General features: G+C 64.4%; 18 protein-coding genes. 5 read left to right on the forward strand and 13 right to left on the reverse strand.

Translation table 11 applies throughout. The features are described 5' to 3' along the window. Positions 1 to 304 precede the first annotated feature (304 nt). The 13 genes from A7X65_RS02230 to A7X65_RS02290 form a co-directional block, all read right to left on the reverse strand. Positions 305 to 892 (reverse strand): WbuC family cupin fold metalloprotein, encoded by a 588-nt coding sequence (locus A7X65_RS02230; protein ID WP_063682726.1) that lies wholly within the window; start codon positions 890 to 892, stop codon positions 305 to 307. Further along, positions 870 to 1,535 carry a class I SAM-dependent methyltransferase gene (locus A7X65_RS02235; RefSeq protein WP_063682727.1) on the reverse strand — a complete coding sequence of 222 codons (666 nt, stop codon included), beginning with the start codon at positions 1,533 to 1,535 and terminating at the stop codon, positions 870 to 872. The genes A7X65_RS02230 and A7X65_RS02235 overlap by 23 nt, the downstream gene beginning before the upstream one ends. 25 nt (positions 1,536 to 1,560) lie before the next feature. Beyond that, a complete protein-coding gene (locus tag A7X65_RS02240; protein WP_063682728.1) occupies positions 1,561 to 1,953 on the reverse strand; it encodes an LIC12192 family sporadic carbohydrate cluster protein in 393 nt (130 codons plus the stop codon). After that, positions 1,946 to 2,752, reverse strand: coding sequence for a sporadic carbohydrate cluster 2OG-Fe(II) oxygenase (locus tag A7X65_RS02245; protein WP_063682729.1), 807 nt, complete (start codon positions 2,750 to 2,752; stop codon positions 1,946 to 1,948). Before A7X65_RS02245 ends, A7X65_RS02240 begins: the two co-directional genes overlap by 8 nt. Beyond that, positions 2,749 to 3,867: a DegT/DnrJ/EryC1/StrS family aminotransferase gene (locus tag A7X65_RS02250; RefSeq protein WP_063682730.1), complete on the reverse strand. Its 1,119-nt coding sequence runs from the start codon at positions 3,865 to 3,867 to the stop codon at positions 2,749 to 2,751. Before A7X65_RS02250 ends, A7X65_RS02245 begins: the two co-directional genes overlap by 4 nt. Further along, positions 3,857 to 4,963, reverse strand: a complete 1,107-nt coding sequence (locus A7X65_RS02255; RefSeq protein ID WP_063682731.1) for a DegT/DnrJ/EryC1/StrS family aminotransferase — start codon at positions 4,961 to 4,963, stop codon at positions 3,857 to 3,859. The genes A7X65_RS02250 and A7X65_RS02255 overlap by 11 nt, the downstream gene beginning before the upstream one ends. An 8-nt stretch (positions 4,964 to 4,971) precedes the next feature. Continuing rightward, entirely contained in the window at positions 4,972 to 5,931 is a 960-nt protein-coding gene (locus A7X65_RS02260; protein ID WP_063682732.1) for a transketolase family protein, read from the reverse strand. 10 nt (positions 5,932 to 5,941) lie between these two features. Further along, positions 5,942 to 6,790: a transketolase gene (locus A7X65_RS02265; protein ID WP_082884807.1), complete on the reverse strand. Its 849-nt coding sequence runs from the start codon at positions 6,788 to 6,790 to the stop codon at positions 5,942 to 5,944. After that, positions 6,765 to 7,802 carry an aminoglycoside phosphotransferase family protein gene (locus A7X65_RS02270; protein WP_063682733.1) on the reverse strand — a complete coding sequence of 346 codons (1,038 nt, stop codon included), beginning with the start codon at positions 7,800 to 7,802 and terminating at the stop codon, positions 6,765 to 6,767. The genes A7X65_RS02265 and A7X65_RS02270 overlap by 26 nt, the downstream gene beginning before the upstream one ends. Next, positions 7,799 to 8,410, reverse strand: a complete 612-nt coding sequence (locus A7X65_RS02275) for an HAD family hydrolase (protein WP_245323215.1) — start codon at positions 8,408 to 8,410, stop codon at positions 7,799 to 7,801. Before A7X65_RS02275 ends, A7X65_RS02270 begins: the two co-directional genes overlap by 4 nt. Before the next feature lie 5 nt (positions 8,411 to 8,415). After that, positions 8,416 to 9,417: an NAD-dependent epimerase/dehydratase family protein gene (locus tag A7X65_RS02280; RefSeq protein ID WP_063682735.1), complete on the reverse strand. Its 1,002-nt coding sequence runs from the start codon at positions 9,415 to 9,417 to the stop codon at positions 8,416 to 8,418. A 27-nt stretch (positions 9,418 to 9,444) separates the two neighbouring features. Beyond that, positions 9,445 to 11,010, reverse strand: coding sequence for a PfkB family carbohydrate kinase (locus tag A7X65_RS02285; RefSeq protein WP_063682736.1), 1,566 nt, complete (start codon positions 11,008 to 11,010; stop codon positions 9,445 to 9,447). 83 nt (positions 11,011 to 11,093) lie between these two features. Beyond that, positions 11,094 to 12,119, reverse strand: a complete 1,026-nt coding sequence (locus tag A7X65_RS02290; RefSeq protein WP_063684764.1) for an SDR family oxidoreductase — start codon at positions 12,117 to 12,119, stop codon at positions 11,094 to 11,096. Between the two features lie 14 nt (positions 12,120 to 12,133). Here A7X65_RS02290 and A7X65_RS02295 point away from each other — a divergent pair, with 14 nt between their 5' ends. From A7X65_RS02295 to nusG, 5 genes are all read left to right on the forward strand, one after another. After that, the gene (locus tag A7X65_RS02295) at positions 12,134 to 12,871 is read left to right on the forward strand and encodes an SIS domain-containing protein (protein WP_245323216.1); all 738 of its coding nucleotides are present in this window, start codon (positions 12,134 to 12,136) and stop codon (positions 12,869 to 12,871) included. Positions 12,872 to 12,882: 11 nt separating this feature from the next. Continuing rightward, positions 12,883 to 13,905 (forward strand): lysylphosphatidylglycerol synthase transmembrane domain-containing protein, encoded by a 1,023-nt coding sequence (locus A7X65_RS02300; RefSeq protein WP_063682738.1) that lies wholly within the window; start codon positions 12,883 to 12,885, stop codon positions 13,903 to 13,905. A gap of 85 nt (positions 13,906 to 13,990) precedes the next feature. Next, positions 13,991 to 15,259, forward strand: coding sequence for a class I SAM-dependent methyltransferase (locus A7X65_RS02305; RefSeq protein ID WP_063682739.1), 1,269 nt, complete (start codon positions 13,991 to 13,993; stop codon positions 15,257 to 15,259). Positions 15,260 to 15,615: 356 nt separating this feature from the next. Further along, positions 15,616 to 15,807 (forward strand): preprotein translocase subunit SecE, encoded by a 192-nt coding sequence (gene secE / locus A7X65_RS02310; RefSeq protein ID WP_063682740.1) that lies wholly within the window; start codon positions 15,616 to 15,618, stop codon positions 15,805 to 15,807. Then, a complete protein-coding gene (gene nusG, locus A7X65_RS02315) occupies positions 15,807 to 16,361 on the forward strand; it encodes a transcription termination/antitermination protein NusG (RefSeq protein ID WP_007602985.1) in 555 nt (184 codons plus the stop codon). Before secE ends, nusG begins: the two co-directional genes overlap by 1 nt. Positions 16,362 to 16,416: the final 55 nt, after the last annotated feature.

A 16,416-nucleotide genomic window follows, 5' to 3' on the forward strand; every position in this document is an offset into this window, starting at 1 on the left:
TGGCCTTCAACAATCAAAATACAGAAGGAAACCGCCCCAACGGAGGCAAAAAATCTCACGCTTTCTGAAATCACGCCCCGTCCCCAATTGCCCTCAACGCAACTACTTGGATTGTATTCTACCACCCCAGCGTTCATCGAGCAATCTCGCGGTCCCGAAGGTTGCTTCCTGGTCTCGCGTGTCCGGGGGGGCGGTGCGCATACGCGATGCCGAGCAAGTTTTGCGCCCACTACACAGAGCGCACGGTCCCGTCGTCGCTAAAGGCCACGCGCGCGAACAGCATATCCGCAGCGTCGATCGTATCCTATTCAAAGCCTCGCCCGGTCAGATGCCCGGCGGCAAGCGCACCCATCCTCGCCACGTAGTCCTGGACCGCGGCAGCGTCGCTGCCATCGGGCGCCCAGTCGGGAAAGGCCGTGCGGGCCGGATCGAACGGGCCGGCGGTGGTTTCGTGAAACACCAGCCATTCCGAGGTGATCAGGATCGAGTGGAAGACCTTTTCCGGCATGCGATAATAGCAGCGCTTGCCCTGGCCGTAGGGCGCCATCTCGAGCACATCGCGAATGCTGCCGCCATCCTCGAAGATCACCACCTGCGCGGTGCCCTCGATCACGTGAAACGATTCAGGTTTGCCGAGATGCTTGTGGGGCCGGACATAGGCCTCGCGGTGATGCACGATGAGCATCTCGTGCAGGCCGGAGGAGGGATCGGGATGCGTGCACAGGCGGCTGCGCAGGCGCGGGTTGCCGGCGGCGATCCGCTTCAGCTCGCCGATCGTGGCATCGTCCGCGGTGACGATGGCGTCGTCGGAATAGTAGACTTCCGGATTCTGCGCACGGAGCGAAGTGGCCGTGCGCGAACCCGCCGTCTCATTCGAAGAAGATGAACCCATGGTCGCCCCGATAGCCGCATTTGTCATAGATCCAGGCCCATGTCCGCGGGCCGTGGAAGCTCAGGCAGGTGAGCTGCCAGTAGAGGAGGTTCGCTTTCTCGCGCTCGGTGCGGAACGATTCCACCATCAGGTATTTCGAGGTGCCGCGTCCGACGCGCTCGATCTCGCCCACCGCGCGGAAGACATCCTCGAGCGGAAGGTTGTGCAACACGCCGAGCGACACCACGAGATCGAAGCTGTGGTCGGGGTAGGGGAGCTCGACGGCGCTGCCGACCTTCAGCTGCGGCCGCACCTCCTCCTTGGCGTTGGCGATGCCGTAGTCGGAGATGTCGATGCCGGCGATGGTGAGATCAGGCACGAGCTGGGTGAACTCGTAGAGCAAATACCCTTTGCCGCAGCCGACATCGAGCACGCTCATGCCGGGCTTGATGCCATAGCGGTCGATCAGGGTCTGGGCGAGCGGGCGCCACCGTCCGTCATAGCGATAGCCGCCATAGCCGTAGCGCCGGTCGCCGTCCCAGTAGTCGCGTCCCCATTGCCGCGCAACGGTCGCCGACTCCGCCTTGTCATGCTCGACCACGCGCTGAACATAGTTCCGCTTGGTCGAAGCGTGCATCGGCTGGAGCAGGTTGACCTCGGCCATGGTCGTTAACCGGAGTGCGGTATCGTCACAGGATGGTCGCGTATTTGTTGACGAGCAGGATGTCCTCGACGGCCTGGATGTCCTTCTGCGAGGACAGCGTGATTTCCTCGACAGCGGCGTGCAGGTCGCAGCCCTCGCGCAGCACGCGGTCGTAGATCTCCCGTCGCCGTGCCTCGTCGGGCGGCAGCATGAAGATGCTGTAGAGGATCAGGCCATTCAGGCGGGGCAATTCGTCAAGGATGTCCTCGAGCACCATGTAGCTGCCCGGCATGATGTGCTCGACGGCGCTGAGCAGATATTGCAGGTTCTTGCGCCGCGCATAGTCGCGGATCACGATGTTCTGGACGTGCTGCGGGGTGCGGCTGCCGTTCAGCGGCCGGGCGCCGATATAGCCGCGATGGCCGGCTTGCTCAGCCATGGAAGCCTCCCGGCAGCTTGTATTGCATGCCGACGCGCGTCGCCGGACGCAGCAGGATCGGCTCGAAGAACTCGCCGAAGCGCTTGTCCGCGTAGGGCGACATGATGCTCTTGAACCGGCAGTTCATGCTCCAGCGCGTGCCGGGCTCCTCGTTGACGCGATTGCCGTGCATCAGGGTCTGGTTGAACAGCATCACGTGACCGTAGGGAATCTCGATGAAGGTCGCGTGCGGCTTGATCGTCTTGTACAGCTCCTCGGCGCTGCGCAAGTCGGCCATCTTGTCCTGCATGTCGCCGTTCAGCGACGGCGGCAGCAGATACATCGCCTTGGTGCGGTGGACGTCCACCAGCGGCACCCACACCACGACCTCGAACGGCGAGTCGCCCGACCAAACGTCGGAATGGGTGGCGAGCAGCGAGGAATCGTCGCCGGGCATCTGGATGCTGAGGTTGACGCGGCGCTGCATGCAGAGCTCGTTGCCGACGATGGTTTCGATCGTCGAGCGAGCGAGGCGGAAATAGGTCGGTCGGAACCACGGCTCGGCGTTGAGGCCATTGAAGACGTGCAGTCGCAGGCCGTTGAGATCGTCGACGCTCACGCGGGTATGGATGCCGTCGAGCATCGCATAGGGATCGTTGCTGTGCGGCAGCTTCAGATAGTCGGCGGCGAGTTCAGCGGCGCGCCGCTGGATCCGGTCGAGCCCGGCGCGGTCGTCGGCCGGCGTGGTGACGAAGCCGTTGTCGATGAAGCGCTGCGCCAGCGCCTGCTCATCGGCCTGGAGGAAGTCCGTATCCGTCATGCGAAGTACTCCCGCGCGGTCGCGCAGATATAGCTGATGTCGGCGGCCGAGAGGAACTGGTTGATGGGAAGCGTGAGGATCTGGTCCGCCTGCCGTTCGGTGACCGGAAACGCGCCGCGCCCGTGACCGAGATGCGCGGCGGCCGGCTGGAGGTGGATCGGGACCGGATAGTGGATCGCGGTCTCGACGCCCTTGTCGGCAAGATATTTCTGGAAGTCGTTGCGACGATCGGTCTGCACGACGAAGGTGTGGAAGGTGTTGAACTCGATGTTGCGGCAGGGCGGAATGAACAGCGGGAGCCCTGCGAGCTCGGCGCGATATTGCGCGGCGTTGCGCCGCCGGCGCTCGATCACCGAGGGCAGATTGCGCAGGCGAATGCGCAGCACGTCGGCCTGCAGCGTGTCGAGCCGCGACACGAGGCCCCATTCCTGGACGTCGCTGCGGTTGATCAGGCCATGATTGCGCAGGCGGCGAATGCGCGCGGCCATCTCGGCATCGGCGGTGACGAGGAAGCCGGCATCGCCCGCGGCATTGAGATTCTTCAGGGGATGCGCGGAGAAGCAGCCGAATGTTCCCATGGTGCCGCTCATGCGCCCGTCATAGGTCGAGCCGACGGCCTGGGCGCTGTCCTCGATCACGGCGAGGGCGTGCTTGCTCGCGAGCGCCATCAGCGGGTTCATGTCGGCCATGCGGCCGGTCAGGTGCACCGGCATGATCGCCTTGGTGCGCGGGGTAATTGCGGCCTCGACTGCGGCGGGATCGATGTTCTGGTCCGGCAGCACGTCGGCAAACACCGGCGTCGCGCCGACCGCGATGATCGCGGCGGTCGATGCCACGAACGAATTCGGCGGGGTGATGACCTCGTCGCCGGGACCGATATCGAGCGCGCGCAAAGCGAGGATCAGCGCGTCGGTGCCTGAGTTCAGCGTCACGACGTGCGGCGAGCCGAGATAGGCGGACAGCTCTTCCTCGAGCTTGCCGACCGCGGCACCGCCGATGAAGTCGCCGCGGGAGAACACGCCCTCGACCGCCTGCATGATCTCGGTGCGCTCTTCCTCGAATTGTGCGGGAAGATTGACGTACCCGATGCGGCGGCGGCCGGTGTCAGCGTCCATGGCAGAACTTCCTGACGGTCTCGATGACGCGATCCTGCTGCGCGCGCGTCAGGTGCTGGTCGACGGGGAAGCTGATGACTTCCTTGGCGTGGCGATCGGTGACCGGGAAAGTGCCCGGCGCGTAACCGAGATGCTTGAGGCCTTCCTGCTGATACAGCGGGATCGGGTAGTGGATCTTGGCCTCGATGCCGTTGTCCAGGCAGTACTTGTAGAGCTCGTCGCGACGCTCGGCGAACACCATGTAGAGGTGATAGACGTGCTTCACGTTGGGACGGCGCGTCGGAACGCGCAGGCCCGGCAGGCCGGCGAGGCCCGCATCGTAATAGGCCGCGTTCTCGATCCGGCGCCGCGTGATCTCGCCGGTCTGGCCGATCAGCCAGTTGCCGACGACGGCCTGCAGTGAATCGAGCCGCGAATTGCAGCCGAGGATCGAGATCTCGTCGCGATTCTTCATGCCGTGGTTGCGGATCAGGCGGAGCTTCTCGTTCATGCCGTCGTCGTTGGTGACGACGACGCCGGCATCGCCCCAGACGTTGAGGTTCTTGAGCGGATGCAGCGAGAAGCCGGCCGCGATGCCGTGGGTGCCGGAGCGCTTGCCGGCGAACTCCGACAGAATGCCCTGGCAGGCGTCCTCGACGACGGGAAGGTTGTGGCGCTGGGCGATCGGCATCAGCTTGCCCATGTCGGTGACCTCGCCGGTCAACTGTACCGGCATGATCGCCTTGGTCTTCTTGGTGATGGCGGCCTCGACCTGGTCGACATTCATGCAGAAGGAGTCGTCGCAGTCGACCAGCACGGGCGTCGCCCCGGTCTCCGCGATCGCGCCGACGGTGGCGATGAAGGTGTTGGCGGCGGTGATGACCTCGTCGCCATGGCCGATGCCAAGCGCCTTGAGCGGCAGCTTGAGCGCATCGGTGCCTGATCCGACGCCGATGGCGTGACGCACGCCGATCAGCTCGGCGAAACGCTTCTCGAATTCGGCGACGGGCTTGCCAAGGGTGAAATCACCGGTCGCGACCAGTCGGCCGATCTCGGCGAGGATCGGGGCGGGATCGGAGAATTGCTCGAGCAGGTAGGAATATCGAACGTCGTACATGGGGCCCGTCAGGTGGAATGGAGTTGAGGAGAGGCGGTGCGCGACGCCGCGAGCGCGTGCTCGATCGAGGTCGCAATGGCGTTGGCGGAGAGCCCGTGCTTCTTCAGCAGCGAGTCCTGCGAGCCGTAATTGTGCATGAAGCGGTCCGGCAGCGACAGCCGAAGCATCGCGGGCAGGCCGGAGCCGAGCTTGTCGATCAGCGTTTCGGCGACCGCACTGCCGAGCCCACCGGAAGGGACGTGCTCCTCGAGCGTCACCAGGAGGCGCGTCGCGCGCACCGCCTGCAGCAGCGCCTCGGTGTCGAGCGGCTTGACCGTATGCATGTGCAGGATGCCGGCACGGATGCCTTGCGCGGCCAGCAGGTCGGCCGCAGCGAGGGCGCGCTGGAGCATGATGCCGGTGGTGACCATCACGACGTCGCCGGGCGGCCGCATCAGGATGGCCTTGCCGATCTCGAAGCCGTGCTCGGCCTTGGAGACGACGGCATCGCCGCCCTTGCCGAGCCGGATATAGATCGGGCCCTTCCAGTCCAGCGTCTGCTCCATCATGCGCGCCGCTTCGTCGGCATCGCACGGGCAGATCACCGTCATGTTGGGCAGCGCCCGCATGATGGCGATGTCCTCGATCGCCTGGTGGGTGGGGCCGAGCGGCGCATAAACGAGGCCGCCGCCATTGGCGATCAGCCGCACCGGCAGATTGTGCAGGCACAGATCCACGGCCACCTGCTCGTAGCAGCGCCGGGTGAGGAAGGTCGCGATGGTGTTCACGTAAGGAACAAAACCTTCCATCGCGAGGCCGGCCGACATGCCGATGATGTGCGCTTCCGAAATGCCCTCAATCAGGTGGCGCTTCGGAAACTCCTTGCTCATGTTGCGCAAGGTGCCGGCGCCGGGATCGGAGCCGATGTAGAGCACACGCTCGTCGCGCGCGGCGAGCTTGTGGACCATGTTCATCGCGGTGTTGCGCATGGGGAGCCGATCAAAAATCGCCGACAGCGACGCGGATGGCGTCGAGCTCGCTGTCGGACAGCTTGTTCTTGTGATGCCAATCGGCGTTGGACTCCGCAGCCGGAAGACCCTTGCCCTTGACGGTATGGCAGATGATTGCGGTGGGCTTGCCGGCGACGGGCGGGATCTGCTTGAGCACGGTGCGCAGGGCGCCGACGTCGTGGCCGTTCACCTCCTGCACGGCGAAGCCGAAGCTGCGCCACTTGTCCGCAAGCGGCTCCAGCGGCAGCACGTAGTCGGTCGGCCCGTAGCTCTGCAGCTTGTTGTAGTCGATCATCGCGACCAGATTGTCGAGCCCGTGCTTGGCTGCGCCCATCGCAGCTTCCCACACCGATCCCTCGTTGATCTCGCCGTCGCCGAGCAGGACGAAGGTCCGGTAGCTGCGCTCGCGCATACGCGCGGCAAGCGCGAGGCCGACACCGATCGACAGGCCGTGCCCGAGCGCGCCGGTCGACGCCTCGACCCCCGGCACCATGCCGTATTCGGGATGCCCGCCGAGGATGCTGTCGGTCCCGCAGAAGCCGTCCAGTTCCGACAATGGGAAGAAACCGCGATCGGCCAGGAGCGCATAGAGCGCGAGGCAACCATGTCCCTTGCTGAGGATGGCGCGGTCGCGATTCGGATCGCGCGGGTTCTTCGGATCGATCCGCAGCACGTCGTCATAGAGGACGCGGACCATCTCGATCAGCGACAGGGCAGGGCCGACATGGCCGCGTCCCGCGGAGCGGACAGAACCGAGGACCAGGCGACGCAGGTAGAGACTGCGCTCGTCCAGCGTGCAGGTGAGGGCGGCTTCAGCGTGGGGTGAGGTCTGGATCACGTTGGCAAATCGTTTGATGGAGCCGGCGGGCTTTGTCGAGCTGACCGGCAAGGCGGACCGTCAGATCTCCTCCTTGCGCAGCCAGGGCGCGCCGGGAGCGGCTTTCCGGCAAATAAGCATTCAGGACAATCAGGCACCAAATCGCCCCAAACAGAGGATACAGTACGTCTCGGCGGACCGCAAACGCGTCATCCCTAGCCGAGAAGGCTTGCGTGAGGCGTTCGATCAGGCGATTCGCGTCGTTTGCGGGTAGATCGCTACCCGGGTGGATCGCGGTGTCGGACAGGAGTTTGACCGGATCGTCCCAGCCGAAATATTCGAAGTCGATGAAGCGCAGGCGGCTGTCTTCGCCGCGCAGGGCGTTGTGCAGTCCGAAGTCGGACGGGCTCAGCGCGCGATGTGCGGGCGCAAGGTCCGCCGCGGGATCCCGGCCCAGTTCCGCGTAGCGTCGGCGGAGCTGCCGGATGGCGATGTCAGTGCTGGGAACCAGGCTGCCGTCGATAAATGCGCGCAAGTCCGGATGATCGTTGGAGGCCCGCCGCAGCCCGTCCAGGCGCTGCTCGTACTGGGCGATCGCCTCCTCGGGCGAGAAGATGGCGGCCGAAGCGTTCCGCAAGGTCTGCGCGCCCTCGGCATCGCGCAGCTTCTGCAGTTCGATCAGGAAGTCGGCGAGCTGATCCGCATCGCCGGCTTGCGGGCGCAGCACCGCCGCCTCGCCGTCGAACCATTGATACAGCGCGCAGTTCGCATCGACGTCCTTCGCGATCGGCCGCGGTGTCGATGTGATGCCATGGCCCGACAGAAACGAGAGCGCGTCGTATTCCTGACCCAGGCGATCGCGCCCGTCGGAGGGATAATGCTTGAGAGCAAGGGGCGGCCCCTCGGCCATCTCCAGCCGAAACACCCTGTTGTTGCTGCCGGACCGTGCCGGCTGGGCAGCCGTGACCCGCGTGCCGGCAAGGCGGCTGCCGATCGCGATCGCATCCGGCGTGCTGATGTCGGGCTCGCTCATGCCGCAAAGACCTCGCGGCGGATATCGGCCCATGTCGCGATCGGTTCGCAGTGCTCGGGGTGAGGGGACTGCGACCGCGTGAACAGGATCGCGCGCGTCGTCTTCGGGAAATGCGGCTGCTCGAACACATCGACGAGGTCGTCGATGAAGATGTCGAGGTCCAGACTTGCGAGCCGCTCGACCTTTGCCGCCAGCGTGGCTTCGAAATAGACGTCGCCGAGCGAGATCGCCGCATCGGCCGCATCGATCAGGCCCGCACCGCGCAGCCAGCCGCGCGCGGCATCGCGCAGATCGACGCGGTCCGGGTCCTGATGGCCGAACTGGGTCTTGTGGCTGACGATGCAGACGCTGGCGCCGGCCTGCCGGCAGGCGGCGAGGAATTCGCGAACGCCGGGATAGATCTCGGCGCCGCCGATACCTTTGCCGTAGACGAAGCCCTGAAGCCCCTGCCAGGCCAGTTCTCCGCCCGGGCGGGACCGCAGATAGTCCCGCACGTCGGTTTTCAGTCCAGCCCATCCCTCGGGCAGCAGGGCACGCTGGCGCGCGACATCGGCAAAGACCTTGTCGTAGCAGATGATCGTGTTGTCGAAATCGATGCCGATCCGCACGCCGCTCACTTCAGGCTGATGTTCTGCATCATCTTGATGTTGAAGTACCGGGGATTGTTGAGCGAGTCCGGCAGGCGACCGGACTTGAAGGCGTCCACCAGGCCGGAGACGGCCTGCTCGATCGTGTGCGTCGGCGCGAAGCCGAGCTCGCGGCGGATCTTCTCCGAGGAGACGTGGTAGGAGCGCAGATCGTCGGTCGGCTCGACCGCCACGTCGACGTTGTTGCCGACCACCGATTTGACGATGTCGGCGATCTTCATCAGCGAGTGGTTCTCGTAGCCGATATTGTAGGTCTTGCCGTCGATCTTCGCGTCATCCTGCTGAAGCAGGAACAGATAGGCCGCCGACATGTCCTGGATGTGCAGGTTGGGCCGCTTCTGAGATCCGCCGAACACGCGGATGCGGCCGGTGTTGACCGCAAGGTTGGTCAGGATGTTGACGACGACGTCGAGCCGCTGCCGCGGTGCGTAGCCGCAGACGGTGGCGGGGCGCACGGTGCAGGTGACGAAGCCGGAGGCGGCCTCGTCGGCAAGGTCCGTCTCGCACATTGCCTTGAATTTCGAATAGTCGGTCAGCGGCTCGCAGGACAGCTCCTCGGTCACCTCGGCTTCGTCCTTGATGCCGTAGACGCTGGAGGAGGACGCATAGATGAAGCGCTTGATGCCGGCCTTCTTCGCCGCGCGCACCATTGGCCGGAAGCAGTCGTAGTTGATCGACTTGCCGAGCCCCGGGTCGAGCTCGAACGAGGGGTCGTTGGAAATGCAGGCGAGGTGGATCACCGCGTTGTTGCCGCGCAGGGCCTCGTTGATCGCGGCCTCGTCGCGAATGTCGCCCTTGATCAGGCGAAGGTTGGGATTGTCACGAACGGTATTGAAGACGTCGTCGCCATACATGAAGAGGTCGAGCACGGTGACCTTGTGGCCGGCCGCGAGCAACTGGGGAACCAGCACGCTGCCGACATAGCCGGCGCCACCGGTGACCATCACGTTCCATTTCTGATCAATCACTGTCGTTCTCCAGATTTTTCGGTCGCGCTACTTCAACAACGCGGTGACAAACTTGACCAGCGGCGCCTTCTCGACCGAGCTGCGGTGGCCGACGATGCCGACCTTGATGGCGCCGGCTGCGTTACCGATGAAGGCGACGTCCTCGATGTTGCCGCCGGCCGCCACCAGCGGCGCCGTGATGGTCAGGAAGGCGTCGCCGGCGCCGACGGTGTCGACGACGGTCTTGGTGAAGGCGGGCACGCGCGCCACGCCGGTCTTGGCCGAGAAGGGGTAGCAGCCGAAGGAGCCGTGCGTGATGATCATGTTGTCGCAATCGATCTTGGCGTGCAGGCCGTTCTCGATCACGGAGGCGATGTCGTTGAACTTGTCGGTGGCGGCCAGCCGCGCTTCTGGCGCGTCGATGCAGATGTAGTCGGCGCGCGGATATTTCGTGACCAGATTGTAGCCGTGGTTGCCGCTGTTGCTCTGGGCGTTGACGGCCAGGAACTTGGAGTTCGCGATCAGCGTGTCGATCGTGCTGGATGCGATCATGCCGTGACCGAAATCGGTGACGATGACCACGTCCGCGCCGCGCACGCGCTCGGCGGTCACGCGGTCGATCTCATTGCGCGCGGCCTCGTCGAGCGGCGTGTCGTCCATCGTGTAGACTTCGAACAGCTTGTGCAGGTAGCCCATCTCGACGTAGCGCAGCTTGCGGGTGGTCGGACGGCCCTGAATGCGGATCGGCGTCAGCGTGACGTTCGGGCGGACATGCGCGCGAATGAACTCTTCGGGGTAGTCGTTGCCGCCGAGCGTCGTGACGATCTCGACCGACTTGCAGAAGCTCGCGACGTGATTGGCCGCGGCGATGACGCCGCCGGCAAACTGCTCGCCGTTCTTGAACAGGGTCGCGACGATGTTTTCCTTCGAGGCCTTCCCGAGCGCCGTGACGTACTGGTACTCGTCGATGATCGTATCCCCGACCAGCACGACGTGCATGTTCTGGATCTTGTCGATCAGGTTCAGCAGGCGTTCGGCGCCGCCGCCCTCGCGCACCTTCTGCAGGTAGTCGCGCAGAGGGGGATCGTAGATGTCGAAATAGCGGTTCAGCAGGTTCGACGAGCTGAAGGTCACGTCGCGCGTGAAGACGATACGTCCGCCATGACGCTCGACGGCATCGCGCTCGGTGGCGATCTTGCCGGTGACGTCGTCTTCGGGGTTTTCGTAGTCCGAGCCCTTCACATAGATGTCGGGGCGCACGGTATCGAGGACCGGCTCGGCGCTGGAGGTCCGGTTGATGCCGACGAAGTCGACCGTGCCGAGTGCTGCGAGCATCTCGGCGCGCATGTTCTCCGGAAAGATCGGCCGGCCGGGACCCTTGTTGACGAAACGGTCGGCGGTGATGGTCACGATGACCACGTCCCCCTCGTTGCGCGCAGCCAGAATGTGCCGGACGTGACCCAGATGCACGAGATCGAACACGCCGTGGCAAAGCGCGACGGTGCGGCCCTCGGCCTGAGCAGCCCGCGCGATCGCGCCGAGCTCATCCAGCGACTTGATCTTCTCGTGCGGTGCCGGATGGACCGCTGCCTTGTCTGTCGGAGTATGACCCATGTTAATTACCCAAAGTGCCGGCCGGCATCAGCCGGACGGTCCGAAATTGATCGATTCGCGGCAACGATACCCGGCGAACCTGTTCAATAGCTTGCCTTCGGCGTGCCGGACGCCGCATCCTTGTCGTCGCCGAGATACTTGAACCAGTCCTTGGTGGCATCGGCGATCTTGTCGACCGTCCACAGCGGAGCGTCCTTGTACTGGTCCATCGACTTCAGCATCGTCGCGACGCCGTCCTCGAACTTCACCTTCGGGGCCCAGTTCAGGACCCGCTTGATCTTGGTGATGTCGGCGTAGGTGCAGTCGGGCTCGCCGGGACGCTTGGGAATGTGGACCTTGTCGCCGCCGAGCAGCTCGACCAGCCGGTTGACGCTGTAGGTGTTGTCCGAGCCGACGTTGAAGATCTCGTGCGAGACGTCGGACTGCGCGGCCGTGACGAAGGCGTCGGCGACATCGCTGACGAAGGTGAAATCGCGGGTCTGCTCGCCGTCGCCGACCACCGTGAACGGCTTGCCGGCAAGCTTCTGCGCCATGAACACGCCGAACACGGCGCCGTAGGTGCCCGTGGTGCGATGACGCGGTCCGTAGACGTTGAACAGGCGCAGCGCGATCGCAGGCAGCTTGTAAACCTGGCACCAATGCATGACGCACTGCTCGCCGAGATTCTTGGTCAGCGCGTAGGGATACATCGGCCGGATCTCGGCGCTCTCCGCCGTCGGATAGGCATCGGGAATGCCGTAGCAGGACGACGACGCCGCATAGACGAACCGGCGGACGCCCGCATGCCGCGCGGCCTCGAGCACGTTGACGGTGCCGTCGACATTGGCGCGGTGATACGGGATCGGCGATTCGATCGAGGGAACGATGTCGGCGAGCGCGGCGAGATGAAAGACCCAGTCGACACCGTGGAAATACGGGCGGATCTGCTCAAGGTCGGTGACGTCGGCGCGCACGACCTTCAAGCGATTCGAATTGGCATGCGCGGACAGATTTTCGGGACGGCCAATGACGAAATTGTCGAGCGCAATCACCTCATGTCCGTCGTCGAGGAGACGATCGACAAGGTGGCTTCCAATGAATCCGGCGCCGCCAGTAACGATGCATTTCATGGGGAACATCCGTGATGCGAATGCCCAGCGAAACAGGCTCGCCAATGTTGAGTGAAACCCGAAGCCGGTTACCAGCCACGCGCAAGTTTGGCAAGTATTATACCTTTGCAATCCCTAGTAATAGCCGGTATCACACGCCCACATTGCAGCCGAGCCGCGAGCCCATGCCCACCGAGTCCGTTGATCCCGATCACAAGGCTTTCCTCGTCGATTACATGGGGCGGCTTCATCGCGCGACGGCTGTCGACGACGCTGTCTTCGCCCAGATATCGGCCACCCGCGCGGCCTGGTTGCGCGCGCGCGAGCAGGGCGGCCGCGTCATCTTCATCGGCAACGGCGGCTCGGCGGGCATCGCCTCTCATCTGGCGATCGACCTGGCGAAGAACGCGTCGGTGCCCGCGCTGTGCTTCAGCGATGCAAGCATGATGTCGTGCCTTGCCAACGATTACGGCTTCGAGGACTGGATTGCGCATGCGGTGCGGCTGAGCGCGCGTGCCGGCGACTGTCTCGTCGCGATCAGCTCGTCGGGGCGGTCGAAGAACATCATCAACGCGGTAGCGCAGGCGCGGACGATGAAGCTCGGCGTGATCACGCTGTCGGGCATGAATGCGGAAAATCCGCTGCGCAATCTCGGCGACGTCAATTTCTGGGTGGACAGCCGCAGCTACAACATCGTCGAGACCACGCACCAATTCTGGATGATGGCCGCGATCGACCTCGTCATCGGTCGCGCGGAATATCCGGCATCCTGAGGCAGGCATCGATGCAGTCGCGGTTCAAGCAGGCGGCCCTGTTCTCGGTGAAGCTGCTGCTGTCGATCGCCGTGCTCGTCTACATCGCACGCGGTCTCGATCTGAACCGGTTGCGCAGCCATCTCGTTTCCGTCGATCCCTCCCTGTTCATTCTCGCGCTGGCGCTGATCTTCCTTCAGACCTTCGCGCTCAACGGCCGGTGGGAGCTGATCATGCGCGCGCTCGGCGTGTCGCTGGACTGGCTCGCCGGCTGGCGGATCCTGATGATCAGCCTCTGGTTCAACCAGGTATTGCCGTCGTCGGTGGGCGGCGACGCCGTCCGGATGTGGATGCTGCGCCAGCGCGGCGTGCAGTGGCCCGAGGCGGTCAAGGGCGTTGCGGCCGACCGCTTCACGGCGTTGATCGGGCTGATCGTGCTGATGGTGGCGGGATTTCCGTTCCTGATGTCGCGTGTCTCCAACGAGGCCGCGATTCTGGCGATCGGCGCGCTGACGTTGGCGGGCGTCGCCGGGACCGTGGTCCTGCTGACGCTTGATCGCCTGCCCAAGCGCCTCATCGCGTTTCCCGCGATCGCAAGCTTCGTCCGCTTCGGCACGCTGGTCAGGTTTCTGCTGCTCCGATCCGAGCATCGCGGCTTGCTGTTCGGATCGGCGCTCTTCATCCATCTCGTGACGGCGACAGCCTGCTATGCCCTGGCGCGCGGCGTGGGGGCGCAACTCTCCGTCGTGGACGCCGGCATCCTGATTCCGCCGGTGGTTCTCCTGACGGCGGTTCCGATCTCGATCAGCGGCTGGGGTGTTCGCGAGGGCGCCATGGTCGCCTGTCTCGGCCTCGCCGGCATTCCTTCCGAGGAAGCGCTGTCGGTCTCGATTCTGCTTGGTGGCGTTAGCGTGATCATCGGTCTGGCTGGCGGCGTGATCTGGCTGGCAAGTCCGGAGCGCGGTTCCTATTCGGCGGACAAGGCGGCAAAAGCTGCGGAAGAATCGCCGAATTACGGGCGGGCAAAGGCCGAGGAGGTATCGAGCCACCCTTGACACTCTTGAACCATTGCCGTCGATCTGATCTTCACAGGGCGGGTTCGACCCGCTCGCACGCACATCTCCGTTTTCCGGTCCCCTGATGCAAAACCTGTTCTACGTCCGCCATACCTGCCGTCTCTGCCATTCCGACAAGCAGGAGCTGGTCGTTCCGATGGCCGGCATGCCCATCGGCACGCCGAACTTCCAGGTGCCGAACGCCAGCGTCGACGATCCGGTGTTCCGGGCCGCGGTGCCGATGGCGCTGCACCTGTGCAGGGATTGCGGCCACCTTCAGATCCTCCATGTCGGCAATCCCGAGGTTCAGTACCGCAACTACGTCTACACGACCTCGCTCTCGCTCGGTCTGCGCGAGCACTTCGCCGGTTATGCCAACGACGTCGTCAGCCGCTTCGGGATCGCGCCGGGCTCGCTGGTCGTCGAGCTCGGCAGCAACGATGGATCGCTGCTCGGCTACTTCAAGGAGCGCGGCATGCGGGTGCTGGGCGTCGATCCCGCCGTCGACATTGCGCGGCGCGCGACGGAGGCGGGGATCGAGACCATCGGCGATTTCTTCACCGACGTGATCGGTCACCGCATCCTTCAGAGCCATGGCGCGGCCAGCGTCGTGATCGCCAACAACATGATCGCCAATGTCGACAATCTCGATCCGCTGGTGATCGGCGTTCGCGACGTGCTGGCGCCGGACGGATTGTTCGTGTTCGAGACGCAGTATGGCGTCGACGTCACCGAGAAGAACCTTCTCGACACCGTCTATCACGAGCATCTGTCGTATTTTAACATCAAGCCGTTGATCCGTTTCTTTGCCCGGCTGGGCATGGAGCTGATCGACGTCCAGCACATCTGGACGAAGGGCGGCTCGATCCGCGTCACGGTGCAGCGCGCCGGCGGCCCCAAGAAGCCGTCCGCGGAAGTCGCGCGCTTCGTCGCCGAGGAGGACCGGCTCGGTGTCGATCAGCCGGCTTATTACGCCCCGTATGTGAAGAGAATCGCCGACATCCGCGACGAACTGATTGCGATGGCGGATGCCGCCCATGCGCGCGGTCAGTCGGTGGCCGGCTACGGCGTCTCGGTCGGTACCACGACGCTGCTGCCGCAGTTCGGTCTGGAGAACAAGATCGACTTCCTCGTGGATGACGATCCCAAGAAGGGGAACGTGATGGCCGGCCCGGGATACGACATCCCGATCCTGCCGCCGGCCGCCCTTTACGAGCGCAAGCCGGCCTTCGTCGTCGTCTTCGCCTGGCGCTATGTCGACCCGATCCGGGCCAAGCACGCCCGTTATTTTGCCGAGGGCGGAAAGTTCGTGGTGCCGCTGCCCGGCGTTTCCATCGTCGACCGGGCCGACTGATAGGGCCGGGCCGGCAGACGGGCGCCCGGTCGTGGGCGTTCCGCCGGATACCGGCCGGGCCCAGGACCTGTGCGGGGTGATAAGCCCTTGATCCGCATGGGCTCTGCAGGGCCGCCCGGAGGAGGGCGGTCTGCTCGCCCGGGCTGCCACGACCTTGACCTTTGGTCCCATCCGCAGTAGATACCCCGCACTCGCAGCCGGCCCGTTAGACGCGGATCTCCGGCGCGGCTTTTAAATCCCCGAACAATCGAGCCCGGTTTCCGGCTCATCCTTCGAGACAGAGGGCTGGGCCAACGGCGGCTGTTCGGATCCCTGAAATTCATTTGCGTCTATCGACGGACGCTGGACCCTAGGCGATGGCAGTCAGCCCGTTCAAGTTCTTGCAGGAAGTGCGCTCGGAGACCGCCAAGGTCACCTGGCCGACCCGTCGCGAGACCACGATCACCACCATTATGGTGTTCGTCATGGTCGCGGTCGCCTCGGTGTTCTTCTTCGCCGCCGACCAGATCATCCGCGTCCTCATCACCTTCCTTCTGGGCATCCACTGATGGCTACAGCAACCGCTCAACTGTCCGACAAGCGCTGGTACATCGTCCACGCCTACTCGAACTTCGAGAAGAAGGTCGCCGAATCGATCCGCGAGCAGGCCAAGCAGCGCGGGCTCGAGGAGCTGTTCGAGCTGGTGCTGGTTCCGACCGAGAAGGTCACGGAAGTGCGCCGCGGCCGCAAGATCGACGCCGAGCGGAAGTTCTTCCCGGGCTACGTGCTGGTGAAGATGAAGCTGACCGACGAGGCGTTCCATCTGATCAAGAACACGCCGAAGGTGACGGGCTTCCTCGGCGCGGAAAACAAGCCGATGCCGATCTCGGAAGCCGAGGCGATGCGCATCCTGCATCAGGTGCAGGAGGGCGTGGAACGGCCGAAGGCGTCGGTGTCGTTCGAGATCGGCGAGAACGTGCGCGTGGCCGACGGCCCGTTCGCCTCGTTCTCGGGTGTGGTCGAGGAAATCGACGAGGCGCGCTCGCGCGTGAAGGTCGCGGTGTCGATCTTCGGCCGTGCCACGCCGGTCGAGCTGGAATTCGGTCAGGTCGAGAAAGTCTGACCGGACGAGGCGTGAGGCTTTCGGGCCTCGCGCGACAAGAGGCCGTGGGAGGACG

The sequence above is a fragment of the Bradyrhizobium stylosanthis genome (assembly GCF_001641335.1).
GTDB lineage: Bacteria > Pseudomonadota > Alphaproteobacteria > Rhizobiales > Xanthobacteraceae > Bradyrhizobium > Bradyrhizobium stylosanthis.

What these genes read in the sequence shown, in the direction of transcription:
- A7X65_RS02240 (WP_063682728.1), bottom strand. Translation starts at nt 1,953, where the DNA reads ATGGCTGAGCAAGCCGGCCATCGCGGCTATATCGGCGCCCGGCCGCTG.
- A7X65_RS02305 (WP_063682739.1), top strand. Translation starts at nt 13,991, where the DNA reads ATGCAAAACCTGTTCTACGTCCGCCATACCTGCCGTCTCTGCCATTCC.
- A7X65_RS02300 (WP_063682738.1), top strand. Translation starts at nt 12,883, where the DNA reads ATGCAGTCGCGGTTCAAGCAGGCGGCCCTGTTCTCGGTGAAGCTGCTG.
- A7X65_RS02270 (WP_063682733.1), bottom strand. Translation starts at nt 7,802, where the DNA reads ATGAGCGAGCCCGACATCAGCACGCCGGATGCGATCGCGATCGGCAGC.
- nusG (WP_007602985.1), top strand. Translation starts at nt 15,807, where the DNA reads ATGGCTACAGCAACCGCTCAACTGTCCGACAAGCGCTGGTACATCGTC.
- A7X65_RS02230 (WP_063682726.1), bottom strand. Translation starts at nt 892, where the DNA reads ATGGGTTCATCTTCTTCGAATGAGACGGCGGGTTCGCGCACGGCCACT.
- A7X65_RS02255 (WP_063682731.1), bottom strand. Translation starts at nt 4,963, where the DNA reads ATGTACGACGTTCGATATTCCTACCTGCTCGAGCAATTCTCCGATCCC.
- A7X65_RS02260 (WP_063682732.1), bottom strand. Translation starts at nt 5,931, where the DNA reads ATGCGCAACACCGCGATGAACATGGTCCACAAGCTCGCCGCGCGCGAC.
- A7X65_RS02235 (WP_063682727.1), bottom strand. Translation starts at nt 1,535, where the DNA reads ATGGCCGAGGTCAACCTGCTCCAGCCGATGCACGCTTCGACCAAGCGG.
- A7X65_RS02245 (WP_063682729.1), bottom strand. Translation starts at nt 2,752, where the DNA reads ATGACGGATACGGACTTCCTCCAGGCCGATGAGCAGGCGCTGGCGCAG.
- A7X65_RS02295 (WP_245323216.1), top strand. Translation starts at nt 12,134, where the DNA reads ATGCGAATGCCCAGCGAAACAGGCTCGCCAATGTTGAGTGAAACCCGA.
- A7X65_RS02290 (WP_063684764.1), bottom strand. Translation starts at nt 12,119, where the DNA reads ATGAAATGCATCGTTACTGGCGGCGCCGGATTCATTGGAAGCCACCTT.
- secE (WP_063682740.1), top strand. Translation starts at nt 15,616, where the DNA reads ATGGCAGTCAGCCCGTTCAAGTTCTTGCAGGAAGTGCGCTCGGAGACC.
- A7X65_RS02250 (WP_063682730.1), bottom strand. Translation starts at nt 3,867, where the DNA reads ATGGACGCTGACACCGGCCGCCGCCGCATCGGGTACGTCAATCTTCCC.
- A7X65_RS02285 (WP_063682736.1), bottom strand. Translation starts at nt 11,010, where the DNA reads ATGGGTCATACTCCGACAGACAAGGCAGCGGTCCATCCGGCACCGCAC.